We start from the raw sequence: 18555 nt of genomic DNA on the forward strand, positions 1-18555 counted from the left end.
TGCTGCCGATCCCACCCAGAGGGGAAGTGCCGGCCACCGTGTTGAGCCCCGACCACGTCAACGACTACCTCGACAGCCATCTCACCGAACGCCAGGTCAACAAGATCCAGCACGGCTTCCCGTCCCCGCGGTACTGGAACGAGCTGTCCGTGCCCCTGGACGAGGTCGGCGCGGACCGCCGGCACCTGCGCGCCACCGGCGAGCAGTCCCACGCCTTCCTCTACGTCGGCGTCCCGTACTGCATCCAGACCGACCCCGGGAAGTGCGGCTACTGCCTGTTCCCCGTCGAGGAGTTCCAGGGCAACGCCGCGCTGGAGGACTACTACGGCTACGTGGAACGCGAAGCCGAGATGTACCGGGAGCAGATGGCGGGCTCCGTCCTCGTCGGGGCCTACTTCGGCGGGGGCACCTCCAACCTCTACCGGGCCCCCGTCTACCACCGGCTGATGGACATGGTGCGCCGCCTCTTTCCCGAGATCGAGGACGGGGCGGACCTCACCCTGGAGGGCATCCCGCAGCTCTTCTCCCGGGAGAAGATGGCGGCCATCCGGGACTCCGGGATGAACCGGATCAGCATGGGCGTCCAGCAGGTCAACGAGCGCCTCAACAGCTTCAGCGGCCGCAAGCAGACGACCAAACACGTCATCCAGAGCCTGGAGTGGGCCCGCGAACTCGGTCTGGCCGCCAACGTCGACATCATCTTCGGCTGGCCCCAGCAGACAGTCGACACCATGCTGGAGGACCTGCGGACCCTGGTCTCCTGGGAGGTCCACGACATCACCCACTACGAGCTGAACGTCGGCGGACCCACCGACTTCGCGCTCAACCGCTTCCACGAACTGCCCAGCACCCTGGCCAACCTGGAGATGTACCGGGCGGGCCGCGACTTCCTGCTCGACCAGGGCTACGAGCAGCTGTCGACGTACAACTTCCGCCGCCCCGGAGACCCCGCGGTCAAGGACTTCCGCGAGGGCTACACCAGCCGCGTCGAACAGGTCGACAGCCTCGGACTCGGGTACGCGGCGATCACCTTCTTCGGCAACCCCACGCTCCCCTCGGGCCGTTCGTGGTCGTTCATCAACCACCGCAGCCTGCCGCAGTACAAGGCGGCGGTCGACGCCGGCCGGTTCCCGGTCGAGCGGGGCTTCCGCCACGCCCCCGACGACCTGCTGCTGCTGGCCCTCTTCCGCGGTCTCATCAGCACGGAGATCGACCGGGCCCAGTACCGCACGGGCTTCGGCGTCGACGTCTACGAGAAGTTCGCCACCATCTGGGACGCGCTCGCCGAGCGCGGGTACGCGGCGATCACCGCGGAGCGGATCAGGCTGGTCGGCGACGGCGCGTTCTACGTGCCCATGATCTCCACGCTGATCGCCGAGGAGCGCTACCGCGAACTGCGCGAGGAGGCCGCCCGGCGCAAGAAGGAGTCGCGCCGGCCCGCCGCCGTGACACCGGAGGCGGCCAGTGACGGCTGAACTCCCGCTGGCGGGCCGCGGCTGCGTGGTCACCGGGGGTTCGCGGGGCATCGGCGCCGCCGTCGTCCGGCTGGCGCTGGCCCAGGGCGCCGACGTCGTCTTCGGCTACCACAGCGACGAGAAGCAGGCCCGCGCCCTCGCCGACGAGCTGTGCGCCGCCCACCCGGAGCGGCGCTGCACCCCGCTGTACGCCGACGTCGCCGACACCGAGGCGGCGGCACGGTTCGCCGCCGCGGCGCTGGACCGGCTGGACCGCTTCGACATCCTCGTCAACAACGCGGGCATCACCCGCGACACCCTGTTCGCACGGATGGCCCCCGAACAGTGGCACCAGGTCATCGGCACCAACCTCGACAGCATGTACACCATCACCAGACCGCTGCTGATGCCCCTGGTGAAACAGCGCAGCGGCGCCATCGTCAACATCGCCTCCTCCGCCGGACTGCACGGCACCCCCGGCCAGACCGCCTACTCCGCCGCCAAGGCCGGGATCATCGGCTTCACCAAGGCACTGGCCAAGGAGATCGGCAGCCGGGGCGTCACCGTCAACGCCGTCGCGCCCGGACTCATCGAGACCGACATGACCGCCGCGATACCCGCAGACCGGGCCGAGTTCCTCAGATCCCTGATCCCCGGCCAGGCGTTCGGCTCCCCGCAGGACGTGGCCCACCTGGTGTGCTTCCTGGCCTCCGACCGGGCCCGCTACATCACCGGGCAGGCCGTCGAGATCTCCGGCGGCCTGGTCGTATAGCCCCCTCAGCCGGCCTCCGCACGGTCGCCGCTCACGCGCAGCAGGCCCTCCTGGGCGAGGGTGGCGACCAGCACCCCGTCGCGGGTGAAGACGCGGCCGAGGACCAGTCCCCGGCCGCCGGCGGCCACCGGGGTCTCGTGGGCGCACAGCAGCCAGTCGTCCGCGCGGAAGGGCCGGTGGATCCACACGGTGTAGTCGAGGCTTCGGGCGGTGGCGTGGAACCACGACACCCCGTGCCGGACCGCCACCGTCTCCAGCATGGTCACGTCGCACACGTACACCAGCAGGCAGGCGTGGAGCAGTGGTTCGCCGCCGCCCGGCGCCTCGCCCCTGATCCGCACCCACACCCTGGTCCGGGAGGACACCAGCGCCGGGTCCTGCTCGGCGTCGAAGCTCAACGGCCCCACGAAGCGGGTCTCGTACGGCTTCCCGAGCGGGGCGACCGCCTCGCCGAACGCCTTCGTCAGCCGCTCCTCGTAGGTCGGCAGGTCCTCCGGGTCCGGGACGGCCGGCATCGGCTCCTGGTGGGCGAGGCCCGGTTCCGGGCGGTGGAAGGAGGCGGTCAGCGCGAACACCTCACGGCCGCGCTGGATGGTACGGACCCGCCGGGTGGCGAAGGACGGGGTGGTCTTCACCCGGTCGACCCGGTGGTCGAAGGAGGCCGTCGGCAGGCCGGGCCGCACGAAGGAACAGTGCACCGCGTGCACCGGCAGCCCGTCGGGCACCGTACGGCCGGCGGCGGCCAGTGCCTGGGCGGCCACCAGTCCGCCGTACACCGGGGAGGTCCGCTCCTGGGGCGGGCGCCCCAGAAAGCACTCCTCGTGCTCCCGGTGCTCCCTGTGCTCCTCGAGTGCGCCGTGCTCCGCGTCGTCGCGGCCGGGTGCGGGGGTCGGATCGAGGAGGCCGAGCAGTTCCAGCAGTGCGGGTTCCTGGTGCATGGGCCTCGCTTCGCTCGCTTCGGCGACGGTGCTCAGTCGGATCAGTATCGCCAGCTCAGAGCCCGTCCATCAATCGAACTGGCTGACGGCGAGCGGCAGTTCAGTACACCGCCGGTCCGTTGCCCGGAGCGCCTCAGGGAGGCCCTGTCATGCTGGACCGCGTCAGCGCGGTGCTGTACCGGCGGCGCGTCGCCGTGCTGTGGGTGAGCGCGGTCGCCGTCGTCCTCGCCTGGATCGGCGGCCTGGGCGTGGAACACCGCCTGGTCCACGGGGGTTTCTCCGACCCCGGCGCGCAGTCCGCCCGCGCCGAACGCCTGGTGGCCGAGCACTTCCCGGCCGCCGCCGACGACCTGGTGCTGCTGCTCAGCGGCACGACGTCCGTCGACTCGGCGGAGATGACCTCCCTGGGTACGGCCCTGACCCGGCACGCGGCACGGATCCCGGGCGTCCGGCAGGCCACCTCGTACTGGACGGCGGACCGCGCGCCCGCGCTGCGCTCCCGCGACGGTGCCATCGGGCTGGTCACGCTCTCCCTCAGCGGTGACGAGGACGACCGGGCGAAGACCGCCGGCCGGGTCCTGCCGGACGTCCGGCGGCACGCCCCGGGGCTGACGGTCCTGGCGGCCGGCCCCGCGCAGGTGCAGTCGGAGGTCGGCGCGCGCACCGCACACGATCTGCTGCTCGCCGAGGCGATCGCCGCGCCGATCACCCTGGTCCTGCTCCTGCTGGTCTTCGGCGGCGCGGTGGCCGCCACCCTGCCCCTGGTCATCGCGCTGCTGTCGGTCCTGATGAGCCGGGCCGTGCTCAACGCGCTCGCGGGCGCGGTGCCGATCTCGGTGTACTCGATGAACTCCACCACCTCGCTCGGCCTCGGACTCGCCATCGACTACAGCCTGTTCGTCCTCGCCCGCTTCCGGGAGGAGCTGCGCGCCGGCGCCACCGTGCGGGAGGCGCTCGGCCCCACCGTGCGCCGGGCCGGGCGGACGGTCGCGTTCTCCGCGCTCACCGTGGCCCTGTCCCTGGTCGCCCTGCTGGTCTTCCCGCAGTTCTTCCTGCGGTCCTTCGCCTACGGCGGTATCGCCGTCGTGCTCTCCGCGGCGGCGGGCGCGGTCCTCGTACTGCCCGCGCTGCTCGCCGTCGTGGGCCATCGGGTCGACCGCTACGACGTGTTCGCCCGGCTGCGCGGCCCGGCAGGCCCGACAGGGCCCCCGCAGAACGGACGCTGGTACCGGTTCGCACTGGCGGTGACGCGCCACCCACTGCTCTACGGCGGCGGCGCGGTACTGCTGCTGGCGGTCCTCGCGTCCCCGTTCCCCCGGGTCTGCGCGGGCCGGTGTTCCGCCGGGACCACCCACCCCCGGCCCATGACCGGCGCGCCGGGGGTCGGTTCGCGGCTCGCGGTGCCGGCAGCCGACGGGTCCGGCCGGGTCGGGTGTGACCCGGCAGGACCCGCCGGTCGGTGGATCAGTGTGGGTTCGGCGTCCGCGCCACCGGATCGGCTACCAGCCGACGGCGACCAGGAGCCATTGCGGGTTGGCGTGGGAGACGAAGGAGGACTGGCCCGCCACGTCGTCGTAGGGGAAGCCGTAGGCGAGGCGGTTGATGGCGTTGTCGTGCCAGAACTTGGCGTAGTAGTTCGCCGGTGCCGCCGTGTAGAACTGGGCGGGGTCGGACTGCTGGGAGGCCGGCAGGGTGGCGACGTGGCGGTTGAGGGCGGCGCACATGTTCGGGTCGGCCGCCAGGGCGGCCGCGCAGCCGAAGATGTCGGAGGTGGCCGCGGTCACTCCCACCGACTGGGCGTACGAGGTGAAGTAGTTGGCGTTGGCGCCGCCCGCGCGGAAGCTCGGGTCGCTGCCGGGCGCGATGATCCGGTACGGGGCCTGGGTCTGGGCCAGCACGTCGAACTGGGACGGCACCGCGTCGATGAACCGCTGGAACGTGGTGGCGCGGTCCTCGGCGAAGGTCTGCCGGTTCTCGCCGACCTCGACGTCGTAACCGTCCTTGGTGTGCAGGCGCATGGCCAGCTTCAGGCCGAAGGCGTCGACCCGGGTGGTGTTGCCGTTGAAGACGTTGTTGCCGACCGTGAACTCGATGAAGTCGTAGTACGAGCTGGTGGGCGAGCCCAGGTAGAAGTACATGCGGCCCGCGGAGTTGGCCGGCATGTCGAGGTAGGGCTGCTCGGCGATGGAGTGCGTCTGGCCGTTGAAGCTCCAGTACACCTGGCTGTCGGGGTACTTGCCGTTGGTGCGGTTGAGGATCTTCACCTCGACGGCGTTGTTCGCCGCGGGGATGTCGCTGGTGCTGCCCCAGAAGTCGTCCGGCGGGGTGGTGGACCCGGGGCCGTAGACCTGGAACTCCCAGAGGGAGTAGCCGTACGGGGTGCCGCGCGCGGTGCCGTAGAGACGGACGTAGCGCCCGCTGCCGGTAACGGCGAGGTTCTGGGTCCCGCCGGTGGCCGTGGTCGTCGAGTAGACGGTGGTCCAGGTGGTGGCGTCGGTGGAGGTCTGGATCTGGAAGGCGGTCGCGTAGGCGGCCTCCCAGGTCAGGGTGACCCGGCTGAGCTGCTGGACGGAGCCGAGGTCGACCTGGAGCCACTGCGGGTCGGCGAAGGCCGAGGACCAGCGGGTGCCGGTGTTGCCGTCGACCGCGGCGCTCGCGGGGAAGGACGCGTTCTCGGTCGAGGAGGCGGTGGCGGGCCTGCCCTGGGACAGCAACTGGTCGGCGGCGTGCGCGGGCGACGGTGCGAGGACCGCGAAGAAGGCGGCGATCAGGACGACGACCAGGCCGAGAGCCGCGCGTGGGCGTACGGCGCCGGCCGGTTGTCTGCGGGTGGGTGCACTGGCGGAACTCTGCATGCGGAGTCTCCTCAAGCCGGTTCGGCGTGCGTGGGGATGGAGCAACAGCAGACAGGAGAGCGCTCCCTCGGGTTGTAGTCCCGCCGGTGCCCGCCGTCAACAACTGAAGCCGAAATCAATCGGGTTGAGACCCGGTTGACGACACGGTGCTGATCCCGGCGCTGCGATCGCGCACTACGCGTACGTAGCCTTCAGCTTCCGACCGCTTGGGCGGCCCGAGCAGGCCTGCTTTTACAACCCTTGACGCGACCGGTACGGACCTTTCCGCGCCGTCATGTCGCCGCTCCGGGAGATCACGGGCAGGCCGTACGGTTTTCCCAGGCGTGACCGGGACCGGGGCTGGTTGCGCACCCGGCAGGGGTGCCGTGCGGTGTTCGCGGCCCCGCGGACGGCCCGCGGAGGGACCCGCGGCAGGCGTGGGTTTCCGCGAGAGCGGCGCAGGTCGCCGTTCGGGCGGTCCTGAGAAGGACGGCGGCAGGACCGGGGAGGGGCAGGAGCGGCCGGCGCCGTCGACGCCGTGCGGGCGAGGCCGTCCTGGTGCCAGGCGCTGTCGTGTCGACTCCCTGCCTTCGGCGTGTGCGGCTGGTCCGAGGGTCCGCGGGCCGGCTCAGGCTGCGTCTTCAGCGCCGCGCCCGGAGCCCCCCTCGTACGGGCGGGCGTGTCCGTCGTCCCTGGTCCGTCGGTGAAGCGGCGGCGGCCGCGACGGGCCCCGTTCGCGACCGCCTACTCTTGACCCATGACCAGCAGCAGTGACCGGAGCGCGGCAGTGGACGTTCGTTCATCTCAGACCTACGAAATCCGCACCTACGGGTGCCAGATGAACGTCCACGACTCCGAGCGATTGTCCGGGCTGCTGGAGGAGGCGGGATACGTCCGCGCCCCCGAGGGCTCCGACGGCGACGCGGATGTCGTGGTCTTCAACACCTGCGCCGTCCGGGAGAACGCCGACAACCGCCTCTACGGCAATCTCGGCCGCCTCGCCCCGATGAAGACGAAGCGCCCGGGCATGCAGATCGCGGTCGGCGGCTGCCTCGCGCAGAAGGACCGCGACACCATCGTGAAGAAGGCCCCCTGGGTCGACGTCGTCTTCGGCACGCACAACATCGGCAAGCTGCCGGTCCTGCTGGAGCGCGCCCGGGTGCAGGAAGAGGCGCAGGTCGAGATCGCCGAGTCGCTGGAGGCGTTCCCCTCCACGCTGCCGACCCGGCGCGAGAGCGCGTACGCGGCCTGGGTCTCGATCTCCGTCGGCTGCAACAACACCTGCACCTTCTGCATCGTCCCGGCTCTGCGCGGCAAGGAGAAGGACCGCCGCACCGGCGACATCCTCGCCGAGATCGAGGCGCTGGTCGGCGAGGGCGTCTCCGAGATCACCCTGCTCGGCCAGAACGTCAACGCGTACGGCTCCGACATCGGCGACCGCGAGGCCTTCAGCAAGCTGCTGCGCGCCTGCGGGAGCATCGAGGGCCTGGAGCGGGTGCGGTTCACGTCCCCGCACCCCCGTGACTTCACCGACGACGTGATCGCGGCCATGGCCGAGACCCCGAACGTGATGCCGCAGCTGCACATGCCGATGCAGTCCGGCTCGGACACCGTCCTGAAGGCGATGCGCCGCTCGTACCGGCAGGACCGCTACCTCGGGATCATCGAGAAGGTCCGGGCCGCCATCCCGCACGCCGCGATCACGACGGACATCATCGTGGGCTTCCCCGGCGAGACCGAGGAGGACTTCGAGCAGACCATGCACGCGGTCCGCGAGGCCCGCTTCACCCAGGCCTTCACCTTCCAGTACTCCAAGCGGCCCGGCACCCCGGCCGCGACCATGGAGAACCAGATCCCCAAGGAGGTCGTCCAGGCGCGTTACGAGCGTCTCGTCGCCCTTCAGGAGGAGATCTCCTGGGACGAGAACAAGAAGCAGGTCGGCCGCACCCTGGAGCTGATGGTCGCCGAGGGCGAGGGCCGCAAGGACGGCGCCACCCACCGCCTCTCGGGCCGGGCCCCCGACAACCGCCTGGTCCACTTCACCAAGCCCGACCAGGAGGTCCGCCCCGGCGACGTCGTCACGGTCGAGATCACCTACGCCGCCCCGCACCACCTCCTCGCCGAGGGCGCCGTGCTGGACGTGCGCCGGACCCGCGCGGGCGACGCCTGGGAGAAGCGCAACGCCGCCGAGGCGGCCAAGCCGGCGGGCGTGCTGCTCGGGCTGCCGAAGATCGGCGTACCGGAGCCGCTGCCGGTGGCCTCGGGAAGCGGCTGCGGCTGCGACTGACGGCCTGCCACAATACGGGCGGAAAGGAGCATCACATGTTGCCGTACCGAGTTGCGTTCACCGAAGAGGCCGCCCACGTGCGCGACAGCCTGCCCGCCGACCGGCGTGACGTGCTGGAACGCGGCCTGGCCATACTGGTGACCGACCCGCGGCACAAGCTCTCCCACCCCGTCCGCGGCGACGAGACTACGCGGGAGATCGCCCTCTCGCGCAACCTCTTCATCGAGTACGTGATCAGCGACGGCAAGCTCGTCGTGCTGGTGCTCACGTTGATCGACCTGACCGACGTGCTGATCGAGGACTGACCATGGGCGGCCGCCGCTGACTGACCTTCGGCGGCCGTCGCCGCTACCCTGCCGATCATGCTTGTCGCCGCCGCAGTCTGCCCCTGCCCGCCGCTCCTCGTCCCCGAGGTCGCCGCGGGTGCCGCCCCCGAGCTGGACGTCGCCCGGGCCGCCTGCGCCGACGCGCTGGGCGTGCTCGCCGCCGCGCGGCCCGACCTGCTGGTGGTGGTCGGGCCCGCGGAGAAGCCCGGGCGGGGCGTGTTCCCGCAGGGCAGCCGGGGCTCCTTCCGCGGCTTCGGCGTGGACGTCGGCGTACAGCTCGGGAGCGGCGGGGCCGGTGAGCGGGAGCTGCCGGCCTCGCTCGCCGTCGGCGCCTGGCTGCTGGAGCGCACCGGCTGGGCCGACGCGCCGATCGAGGGGCTGGGCGTGGGAGAGCCCCTGGAGGCCGAACGGTGCGTCCGTACCGGCCGGGAGATCGCCGGCCGGGCCGCGCGGGTGGCGATGCTGGTCATGGGCGACGCCAGCGCCTGCCGCACCCTCAAGGCGCCGGGCTACCTCGACGAGCGGGCGGCCCCCTTCGACGCCGAGGTGGCCCGCGCGCTCGGCACCGCCGACCTCGCGGCGATCAAGGCCCTCGACGCCGAGCTGGCGTACGAGCTGAAGGCCTCGGGGCGGGCCCCCTGGCAGGTCCTGGCCGGTGCGGCCGAGGACGCGGGTCTCGCCGGGGCGCTGCTCCACGACGACGCGCCGTACGGCGTCTGCTACCTCGTGGCGACCTGGTCCTGACCGCTCCGCGAAACGGCGGACGGCCGGGAGTCGGGTGACTCTCGGCCGTCCGCCGATCTGCGTGGTCCGCCCGGCTCAGGAAGCCGGCGGCGGGCCCTCCGGCCGGGTCGGCGCGGTGGGGTCGGTCGCGTCCGGGTGCACAAACCGGTCCATGGCGTCCTTGGCCCTGCCCGTACCCGTCTGGATCTTGTCGCTGTACTTGCCCTTGGTCTTCTCGTCGACGACCCGCGCGGCCTTGTCGATGCCGTGCTGGAGCTTGTCGACCTTGTCCTCGTGCTGCTGCGCGAAGTCAGAGACCCGGTCCTTGGCCGGGGCGAGCTTGGCCTTCAAATTGTCCAAAAGACCCATGGCTACCTTCCCTATGGCTTCCCTCGCGGGCCGCTATGTGCGGGCGTCCTCGCCGACCTCGTTGTCGGCGGCCTCCTTGGCGGACTGCTGCTGGGGGATCTCGGTGCTCTCGGCGCCGGCGACCGCGACGGGCTCAGGTTCCGCCGGCGCCTCCACGCTCCCGCCGCCGTCCTGGCCCGGCTCCTTCGCCGCCGTCGCCCCGGCCGTCTCCTCCGCAGTGTTCTCCGCCGCGTTCTCCGCAGTGCTCTCCACCGCCTCCTCCGCCGCGGACGCGTCCGGCTCGGTACCGGACGGCGCCTCGGTGTCCGGCTCCTCCGCGGCCTTCGACTTCTTCCCGAGGAATCGTGCAAAAACGCCCATATCCACTCCATACGTTACTCGTGTGAGCGAAATCCCGCGTGACCCGGTGCGTCCGTTTGCGCCACCCCGGTCACCGCCTCTCGCCGGCGGCGGGAACCTCGCAACGGGCAACGAAGCCGGACACGGACTGTCACGTAACTCGTTCGAGACCCGCCCCCGAGGTTTGCGAGACTGGTGCGGTGAGCAGCGCACCCCCCACCCCCCGTGTCATCGCCGTCGTCGGCCCCACCGCGGCCGGAAAGTCCGACCTCGGCGTCTTCCTGGCCCAACGGCTCGGCGGTGAGGTCGTCAACGCCGACTCCATGCAGCTGTACCAGGGGATGGACATCGGCACCGCCAAGCTGACGCCCGAGGAGCGCGCCGACGTGCCGCACCACCTGCTCGACGTCTGGGACGTGACCGTCACGGCCTCCGTCGCCGAGTACCAGCGGCTCGCCCGCGCCCGTATCGACGCCCTGCTCGCCGAGGGCCGCTGGCCGGTCCTGGTCGGCGGCTCCGGGCTCTACATCCGCGGCGCCGTCGACAACCTGGAGTTCCCCGGCACCGACCCCGAGGTCAGGGGCCGCCTGGAGGAGGAACTCGCGCTGCGCGGCTCCGGCGCCCTGCACGCCCGGCTGTGCGCCGCCGACCCCGAGGCCGGCCGCGCCATCCTGCCCAGCAACGGGCGCCGTATCGTCAGGGCCCTGGAGGTGATCGAGATCACCGGCCGGCCCTTCACCGCCAACCTCCCGGGCCATGACTCGGTCTACGACACCGTCCAGATCGGCGTCGACGTGGCCCGCCCCGAACTCGACGAGCGCATCGCGCTGCGCGTCGACCGGATGTGGGAGGCCGGGCTCGTGGACGAGGTGCGCGCACTGGAGGCGCACGGGCTGCGCGAGGGCCGTACGGCGTCACGTGCGCTCGGCTACCAGCAGGTCCTCACGGCGCTCGCCGGGGAGTGCACGGAAGCGGAAGCACGCGCCGAGACCGTTCGTGCCACCAAGCGCTTCGCGCGCCGTCAGGATTCATGGTTCAGGCGCGACCCCCGGGTGCACTGGTTGAGTGGGGCCGCGGCGGACCGCGGAGAACTTCCGCGGCAGGCCCTGGCGTTGCTCGAACGACCGGTCACAGCCTGATCACGTCATGGCATCGGGATGCGCCACCGGTCATCGAGGCCTCCGGCGCCGTGCCATCATCGAGCTTCGATCGCAAGTGGAGTCCTAGTTGGGAGGGCGCGTGGCGATGGAGGCCGGCCCTCGCGACACCGCACGAGACACCGAGCACGTCGCCGTGGAACCGGGTGATCCGGAGACGGGCGAGGACCGACTGACGCCGGACGGTCCTGACGACACGGTGGGCGGCGGGGTGACCGCCGACGGCCCCGAGCCGGAGGAGATGTTCACCAGCGGCCCCGAGGTCGAGGTCGAGCTCCGCCCGCAGCGCCGTCTGCGCCTGTGGCAGCTGGCCCCGATCGTGGGCCTGGCCGCGGTGGGCTCCCTGATGTTCGCCTTCCCCCTGGCCTTCGACTTCGGCGACAGCGGCGCGGTGATCGCGATGCTGGGCCTGCTGATCTGCTCCTGCGCGGCAGGCTGGGGCATGACGGCGGCCCGCCGGGTGGGCTACACCCTGCCGGGCTTCCCCGCGCGGGGCTCGGACCGCAGGCCCGACTGGCGTGTGGTGCTCGGATACGTGGTCCTGGTGGCGATCGTGGTCGTCCTGGCTGTCTGGCGAGTGGCGCGACTGCGCTGAGATACGACCGCGCTCATTGGAGCGCCCCGTCAGGGGCGCGGGGAACTGCGCGACCAGCCACAACGCACCCGCAGCTTCCCACCGGTCGGCTCCGCTCCTGAAACCCCTCCCGTACCCTCGAAGAATGACCATCCCCTTCCTCAAGGGCCACGGCACCGAGAACGACTTCGTGATCGTCCCGGACCCGGACAACGCCCTGGACCTCACCCCGGCCGCCGTAGCCGCCCTCTGCGACCGCCGCGCCGGCCTCGGCGCGGACGGCGTGCTGCACGTCGTCCGGTCCGCCGCGCACCCCGAGGCCAAGGGGATGGCCGCCGACGCGGAGTGGTTCATGGACTACCGCAACGGCGACGGATCGATCGCCGAGATGTGCGGCAACGGCATCCGCGTCTTCGCCCGCTACCTCCAGCACGCCGGCCACGTCACGGAGGGCGACTTCGCCGTCGCCACCCGCGGCGGTGTGAAGACCGTCCACATCGCCAAGGACGGCGACGTCACCGCCGGCATGGGCCGCGCCCGCCTCCCCGAGAGCGACGTCACGGTGAGCGTCGGCGACCGCAGCTGGCCCGCCCGGAACGTGAACATGGGCAACCCGCACGCCGTCGCCTTCGTCGAGGACCTCGCGCACGCCGGCGACCTCTACAGTCCGCCCCCCTTCAGCCCGCCCTCGGCCTACCCCGAAGGGGTCAACGTCGAGTTCGTCGTCGACCGCGGCCCCGGCCACGTCGCGATGCGCGTGCACGAGCGCGGCTCCGGCGAGACCCGCTCCTGCGGCACCGGCGCCTGCGCGGTCGCCGTGGCCACCGCCCGCCGCGACGGCGCCGACCCCGCCGTCACCGGAACCCCGGCGACGTACACCGTGGACGTGCCCGGCGGACGCCTCGTCATCACCGAACGGCCCGACGGCGAGATCGAGATGACCGGCCCCGCCGTGATCGTGGCCGAAGGCGAGATCGACTCCGAATGGCTGGAAAACGCCGCCCGTTGAACCGACCGGACGTCGGGAACCGTGGTCGGGGGCGTCGTACAACCTCCGGATCCACAGCCCGCGTTGCCCCGGTGGCGAGAAACGTCGGCCACCCCCCGAACAGGTGGCGCAAAATCGTAAACCTCCAAGTCGTCGCTCGAATGGGTGATCCGTTTCACGCTGGGCGGGAGGCGGTCAGTCGGGACTGTTGGGCTCGGTAGCATCAAGCACCGGCACGGACGGGGGAATGTCGCCAATCCCTGAGCCGTTGCATGCCCAGGGATCCCGTCCGCCGGTCCACGAGCCGGAGGTGCCCATGAGTGCGGAGGCCACGAACCCTGCGACGCCCGGACCTGTAGTGCCCACAGCGGCCCGCAGGAAGGCCCGCCCCCGGATCGACCTGCGCCGGCTCGGCCGGGCCGCGCTCCTCGGCAACGCGGCCCGCGGCAAGCTGCCCGACGCCATCGGCCATGTCGCCGAGGCACACCGCGCCCACTACCCCGACGCCGACCTCGAACCCCTGCGCCGCGCCTACGTCCTGGCCGAGTCCTCGCACCGCGGCCAGATGCGCAAGAGCGGCGAGCCGTACATCACCCACCCCCTCGCGGTCACCCTGATCCTGGCCGAACTGGGCGCGGAGACCACGACCCTGACGGCATCTCTGCTCCACGACACCGTCGAGGACACCGATGTGACCCTCGACCAGGTGCGGGAACAGTTCGGCGAGGAGGTCCGTTACCTGGTCGACGGGGTGACGAAACTCGAGAAGGTCGACTACGGGGCCGCCGCCGAACCCGAGACGTTCCGGAAGATGCTCGTCGCCACCGGCAGCGACGTCCGGGTGATGTCGATCAAGCTCGCCGACCGTCTGCACAACATGCGCACCCTCGGCGTGATGCGCCCGGAGAAGCAGGAGCGCATCGCCAAGGTCACCCGTGACGTCCTCATCCCGCTCGCCGAACGGCTCGGCGTGCAGGCACTGAAGACCGAGCTGGAGGACCTCGTCTTCGCGATCCTGCACCCCGAGGAGTACGCGCACACACGGGAGTTGATCGCCGAGAACGCGGCCCGCGCGGACGACCCCCTCGCGGTGATCTCCGACGAGGTGCGCGGGGTGCTGCGCGAGGCCGACATCCCCGCCGAAGTCCTCATCCGGCCACGGCACTTCGTCTCCGTCCACCGCGTCAGCCGCAAACGCGGCGAACTGCGCGGCGCCGACTTCGGCCGGCTGCTTGTGCTGGTCAACGAGGACGCGGACTGTTACGCCGTACTCGGCGAACTGCACACCTGTCTGACCCCGGTGGTCTCGGAGTTCAAGGACTTCATCGCCGTACCGAAGTTCAACCTGTACCAGTCGCTCCACACGGCGGTGGCCCGCGCCGACGGGCAGGTCGCCGAAGTCCTCATCCGCACCCACCAGATGCACAAGGTCGCCGAGGCCGGCGTCGTCGCCCTCGGCAACCCCTACGCCCCGGCCGCCGACGCGCCCGGCTCCGAGGCCCCGGCCGACGGCGAGCGCGCCGACCCGACCCGCCCCGGCTGGCTCTCCCGCCTCCTCGACTGGCAGAAGGCCGCGCCCGACGCCGACACCTTCTGGTCCACCCTCCGCGAGGACCTCGCCCAGGACCGCGAGATCACCGTCTTCCGCCCCGACGGCGGCACCCTCGGCCTCCCCGAGGGCGCCACCTGCGTGGACGCCGCCTACGCCCAGTACGGCGAGGACGCGCACGCCTGCATCGGCGCCCGGGTCAACGGCCGGCTCGCCACCCTCAGCACCGTCCTCAAGGACGGCGACACCGTCCAGCTGCTGATGGGCCAGGACCCGGCCTCCGAACCCTCCCGGGAGTGGCTGGAGCACGCCCACACGCCCGCCGCGCGCATCGCCATCCAGCGCTGGCTCGCCACCCATCCGGACAGCACCGAAGAGCCCCACGCCCCGGTGGCCGTACCCACGCGCCCGATCCCGGAGCCCCAGGCACCCACGCCCCGCACCGCCAGCGCCATGGTCGTCGACCGGCCCGACGCGACCGTACGGCTGGCCGGCTGCTGCACCCCCGTACCGCCCGACGAGGTCACCGGCTTCGCCGTGCGCGGGGGAGTGGTCACCGTGCACCGCGTGGCCTGCGCCTCGGTGGCCCACATGAAGGGCACCGGGCGCCCCGAGACCGCCGTGAGCTGGGGCGACAGCACCGCCTGCCGGGTCACCCTGGTCGCCGAATCGTTCGGCCGCCCCCATCTGCTCGCCGACCTCACCGAGGCGATGGCCCAGGAGGGCGCAGAGATCGTCTCGGCCACCGTGGAACCACCCAGCCAGCAGCGCGTCCGCCACACCTACACCGTCGAGCTCCCCGACGCGGCCCACCTGCCGGCCCTGATGCGCGCGATGCGCAACGTGGCCGGGGTGTACGACGTCGACCGAGCACAACACCAGTAGGCGGCCGTTCTGGCCGACGAGAGGTGCGTCCTAGTTACCCGTTCGAGTGGATCGGGCGCGCGTCGCCGCCGGGAGCCGGGAGCGCGCTGGTAGCGGTGGTTCATGTCGCTCACCCTCCGCGCCGGTCGGCCCCGGCGCCGGCACACCGCCCTGCTCGCCTCCGCCGTCTCCGTCGCCCTGCTCGGCGCGAGCGCCCCGCCGACGTCACTGGGCATCGGCGACCGGCTCTTCCCGTACCTCGGAAACCCGGGGTACGACGTGGCGTCGTACGACCTCTCCTTCACCTACCCCGGCAGCAACGACAAGCCGCTCCAGGCCGTCACCACCATCGACGCCTGGGCCACCACCGACCTGGACCGGGTCAACCTGGACTTCGCGCACGGCAAGGTCGAGTCCGTCGAGGTCGACGGCCGGGCCGCCGCCTTCGACAGCGCCGGCGACGACCTGGTCGTCACCCCGGACCAGCCGCTGCGGCAGGGCAGCTGGACGCGGATCACCGTGAAGCACACCAGCGACCCGGTGCCCGCCAAGGGCCAGGACGGCGGCTGGGTGCGCACCACCGACGGGCTCGCCATGGCCAACCAGGCCGACGCCGCCCACCTGGTCTTCCCGTGCAACGACCACCCGTCCGACAAGGCGATGTTCACCTTCCACATCACCGCCCCGAACGGCTACACCGTCGTCGCCAACGGCCTCCCCACCGAGTCCTCCCGCATCGGCCGGCAGACCACCTGGACCTACCGCACCCAGCACCCCATGGCCACCGAACTGGCCCAGGTCTCCATCGGCCGCTCCGCCGTACTGCACCGCACCGGCCCGCACGGCCTGCCCGTCCGGGACGTCGTCCCGAGCGCCGACGCCAAGACCCTCGAACCCTGGCTGGCCAAGACCCCGGACCAGATCGCCTGGCTGGAGAGCAAGGTCGGGACGTACCCCTTCGAGACCTACGGCGTGCTCATGGCACAGGCGTCCACCGGCTTCGAGCTGGAGACCCAGACCCTCTCCCTCTTCGAGAAGAACCTGTTCACCCAGCCCGCGTACCCCAAGTGGTACATCGAGTCGATCATGGTGCACGAGCTGTCCCACCAGTGGTTCGGCGACAGCGTCAGCCCGCGCGTCTGGTCGGACGTATGGCTGAACGAGGGCCACGCCACCTGGTACGAGGCGCTCTACGCGGAGGAGAAGGGCAACCAGCCCATGATCAACCGCATGAAGGCCTCCTACGGCGCCTCCGACCGCTGGCGCGCCGCCGGCGGACCGCCCGCCCGGCCCAAGGCGCCCGACCCCGGCCAGAAGATCAGCATCTTCCGCCCCAACATCTACGACGGCGCCGCCCTGGCCCTCTACGCCCTGCGCCAGGAGATCGGCAAGCCCGCCTTCGAGCGCCTGGAACGGATCTGGGTGCAGCGCCACAAGGACGCCACCGCCACCACCGCCGACTTCGTGAAGCTGGCCTCCGCGGTCGCGAACCGCGACCTCACCGGCTTCTTCGACGCCTGGCTGTACGGCGAGAAGACCCCGCCCATGCCCGGGCACCCGGACTGGAAGCAGACCCCGGCCCCGGCCAAGCAGTCCAAGAGGTGACGGCGGCGCGGCCCCCGGAATAACACGGTGCCGTGACGGGACGTACCGTGCGACCATCATGGAGTCGGCACGGTACGGGTCACGGGGAATCTCCCGGGGTACTCGTACGTTGAGCAACTGAAAGCCGATTTCGGCATCCCCATCGACGTAAGGACCCAATGACCTCCTCTTCTTCCCCTTCCCAGGACACCAGGCGCCTCGCGCAGGACTACCCCGAAGGTCTTCGGGCCGATGCCCTGATGGAAGAGGACGTCGCCTGGAGCCACGAGATCGACGGAGAGCGGGACGGCGACCAGTTCGACCGCTCCGAGCGCGCGGCCCTGCGCCGCGTGGTGGGCCTCTCCACCGAGCTCGAGGACGTCACCGAGGTCGAGTACCGACAGCTCCGTCTGGAGCGGGTCGTGCTGGTCGGGGTGTGGACCACGGGCACCGTGCAGGACGCGGACAACTCCCTCGCGGAGCTGGCCGCCCTCGCCGAGACGGCGGGCGCGCTGGTGCTCGACGGTGTCATCCAGCGCCGCGACAAGCCCGACGCGGCCACCTACATCGGCTCCGGCAAGGCCCTGGAGCTGCGCGACATCGTCGTCGAAACGGGCGCGGACACCGTCATCTGCGACGGTGAGCTGAGCCCGGGCCAGCTGATCCAGCTGGAGGACGTCGTCAAGGTCAAGGTCATCGACCGGACCGCCCTGATCCTGGACATCTTCGCCCAGCACGCCAAGTCCCGAGAGGGCAAGGCGCAGGTCGCGCTCGCGCAGATGCAGTACATGCTGCCGCGGCTGCGAGGCTGGGGTCAGTCGCTGTCCCGGCAGATGGGCGGCGGCTCGGGCGGCGGCCTCGCCACCCGTGGTCCCGGTGAGACCAAGATCGAGACGGACCGGCGGCGGATCCGCGAGAAGATGGCGAAGATGCGCCGGGAGATCGCGGAGATGAAGACCGGCCGCGACATCAAGCGCCAGGAGCGCAAGCGTCACAAGGTGCCGTCCGTCGCCATCGCGGGCTACACCAACGCCGGCAAGTCCTCCCTGCTCAACCGCCTCACCGGCGCCGGTGTCCTGGTCGAGAACGCCCTGTTCGCGACCCTGGACCCGACGGTCCGCCGCGCGGAGACCCCGAGCGGCCGCCTCTACACGCTGACCGACACCGTCGGCTTCGTGCGCCACCTGCCCCACCACCTGGTCGAGGCGTTCCGCTCCACCATGGAGGAGGTCGGCGACGCCGACCTGATCCTGCACGTGGTCGACGGCTCGCACCCGGTCCCGGAGGAGCAGCTGGCCGCCGTACGCGAGGTGATCAGGGACGTCGGCGCCACCGACGTACCCGAGATCGTGGTGATCAACAAGGCGGACGCGGCCGACCCGCTGGTCCTCCAGCGGCTGCTGCGCAACGAGAAGCGCTCCCTCGCGGTCTCGGCCCGCACCGGCCAGGGCATCCAGGAGCTCCTCGCCCTGATCGACGACGAGCTGCCCCGCCCGTCGGTCGAGATCGAGGCCCTGGTCCCGTACACCCACGGCAAGCTGGTCGCCCGCGCCCACAACGAGGGCGAGGTCCTCTCGGAGGAGCACACCGCCGAGGGCACCCTGCTCAAGGTCCGGGTCCACGAGGAACTGGCGGCGGAACTCACGCCGTACGTGCCGGCCCCGGCAGCCTGACAGTTCGCAGGCGAAAGGCCCGCTCCCTTTTCCTTCCGTTCTAGTGGTTGTCGCAACACCCCAGTTCAGGGGATGCGATGGACTTCGAGATTCGGAAGGTACGGAGCCCTCAGGGCCGCAAGAA

15 protein-coding genes and 1 pseudogene are annotated in these 18555 nt (G+C 71.4%); 12 read left to right on the top strand and 4 right to left on the bottom strand.

Going from position 1 to position 18555, the window contains the following annotated elements; all coding sequences use genetic code 11:
• Positions 1-26 precede the first annotated feature (26 nt).
• Both ACGFZQ_RS48775 and ACGFZQ_RS48780 read left to right on the top strand, forming a co-directional pair.
• Positions 27-1475, top strand: a complete 1449-nt coding sequence (locus ACGFZQ_RS48775) for a coproporphyrinogen-III oxidase family protein (protein WP_393845960.1) — start codon at positions 27-29, stop codon at positions 1473-1475.
• The gene (locus ACGFZQ_RS48780; protein WP_393845961.1) at positions 1465-2226 is read left to right on the top strand and encodes an SDR family oxidoreductase; all 762 of its coding nucleotides are present in this window, start codon (positions 1465-1467) and stop codon (positions 2224-2226) included. Before ACGFZQ_RS48775 ends, ACGFZQ_RS48780 begins: the two co-directional genes overlap by 11 nt.
• A gap of 5 nt (positions 2227-2231) precedes the next feature.
• Here the strand turns inward: ACGFZQ_RS48780 and ACGFZQ_RS48785 are convergent, their stop codons facing one another.
• Complete coding sequence (locus ACGFZQ_RS48785) at positions 2232-3164, bottom strand: acyl-CoA thioesterase (protein ID WP_393845962.1); 933 nt, start codon at positions 3162-3164, stop codon at positions 2232-2234.
• Between the two features lie 149 nt (positions 3165-3313).
• Here ACGFZQ_RS48785 and ACGFZQ_RS48790 point away from each other — a divergent pair.
• Positions 3314-4366: pseudogene (locus ACGFZQ_RS48790) on the top strand (MMPL family transporter); the annotation flags it as partial.
• A 297-nt stretch (positions 4367-4663) separates the two neighbouring features.
• Here ACGFZQ_RS48790 and ACGFZQ_RS48795 read toward each other — a convergent pair.
• Positions 4664-6019: a beta-1,3-glucanase family protein gene (locus ACGFZQ_RS48795; protein WP_393845963.1), complete on the bottom strand. Its 1356-nt coding sequence runs from the start codon at positions 6017-6019 to the stop codon at positions 4664-4666.
• A gap of 736 nt (positions 6020-6755) precedes the next feature.
• On the opposite strand from ACGFZQ_RS48795, the gene miaB reads away from it, so the two are divergent.
• Genes miaB through ACGFZQ_RS48810 form a run of 3 tightly spaced genes read left to right on the top strand, consistent with a single transcriptional unit; the run spans position 6756 to position 9355 of the window.
• Complete coding sequence (gene miaB, locus ACGFZQ_RS48800) at positions 6756-8285, top strand: tRNA (N6-isopentenyl adenosine(37)-C2)-methylthiotransferase MiaB (RefSeq protein WP_351728393.1); 1530 nt, start codon at positions 6756-6758, stop codon at positions 8283-8285.
• Positions 8286-8320: 35 nt separating this feature from the next.
• Positions 8321-8590 (top strand): hypothetical protein, encoded by a 270-nt coding sequence (locus ACGFZQ_RS48805; RefSeq protein ID WP_362576545.1) that lies wholly within the window; start codon positions 8321-8323, stop codon positions 8588-8590.
• 57 nt (positions 8591-8647) lie between these two features.
• Complete coding sequence (locus ACGFZQ_RS48810; RefSeq protein WP_393845964.1) at positions 8648-9355, top strand: class III extradiol dioxygenase subunit B-like domain-containing protein; 708 nt, start codon at positions 8648-8650, stop codon at positions 9353-9355.
• A gap of 75 nt (positions 9356-9430) precedes the next feature.
• Here the strand turns inward: ACGFZQ_RS48810 and ACGFZQ_RS48815 are convergent, their stop codons facing one another.
• Together ACGFZQ_RS48815 and ACGFZQ_RS48820 are read right to left on the bottom strand one after the other, a co-directional pair.
• On the bottom strand, positions 9431-9703 hold the full coding sequence (locus ACGFZQ_RS48815) for an antitoxin (protein ID WP_351728399.1): 273 nt from the start codon (positions 9701-9703) through the stop codon (positions 9431-9433).
• 33 nt (positions 9704-9736) lie between these two features.
• Entirely contained in the window at positions 9737-10063 is a 327-nt protein-coding gene (locus tag ACGFZQ_RS48820) for a hypothetical protein (RefSeq protein WP_393845965.1), read from the bottom strand.
• A gap of 179 nt (positions 10064-10242) precedes the next feature.
• On the opposite strand from ACGFZQ_RS48820, the gene miaA reads away from it, so the two are divergent.
• The 6 genes from miaA to hflX all read left to right on the top strand — a co-directional run bounded on the left by miaA (position 10243) and on the right by hflX (position 18431).
• Entirely contained in the window at positions 10243-11181 is a 939-nt protein-coding gene (miaA, locus tag ACGFZQ_RS48825; RefSeq protein ID WP_393845966.1) for a tRNA (adenosine(37)-N6)-dimethylallyltransferase MiaA, read from the top strand.
• A 106-nt stretch (positions 11182-11287) separates the two neighbouring features.
• The gene (locus ACGFZQ_RS48830) at positions 11288-11794 is read left to right on the top strand and encodes a hypothetical protein (RefSeq protein WP_393845976.1); all 507 of its coding nucleotides are present in this window, start codon (positions 11288-11290) and stop codon (positions 11792-11794) included.
• 124 nt (positions 11795-11918) lie between these two features.
• Entirely contained in the window at positions 11919-12782 is an 864-nt protein-coding gene (gene dapF, locus ACGFZQ_RS48835; RefSeq protein ID WP_393845967.1) for a diaminopimelate epimerase, read from the top strand.
• Positions 12783-13077: 295 nt separating this feature from the next.
• Positions 13078-15195 carry a RelA/SpoT family protein gene (locus tag ACGFZQ_RS48840; protein WP_393845968.1) on the top strand — a complete coding sequence of 706 codons (2118 nt, stop codon included), beginning with the start codon at positions 13078-13080 and terminating at the stop codon, positions 15193-15195.
• Between the two features lie 102 nt (positions 15196-15297).
• The gene (locus tag ACGFZQ_RS48845) at positions 15298-16779 is read left to right on the top strand and encodes a M1 family metallopeptidase (RefSeq protein WP_393845969.1); all 1482 of its coding nucleotides are present in this window, start codon (positions 15298-15300) and stop codon (positions 16777-16779) included.
• A gap of 158 nt (positions 16780-16937) precedes the next feature.
• Positions 16938-18431 (top strand): GTPase HflX, encoded by a 1494-nt coding sequence (gene hflX, locus ACGFZQ_RS48850; RefSeq protein ID WP_393845970.1) that lies wholly within the window; start codon positions 16938-16940, stop codon positions 18429-18431.
• Positions 18432-18555 lie beyond the last annotated feature (124 nt).

Origin of the sequence: Streptomyces sp. NPDC048254, assembly GCF_043201895.1 — a bacterium.
GTDB lineage: Bacteria > Actinomycetota > Actinomycetes > Streptomycetales > Streptomycetaceae > Streptomyces.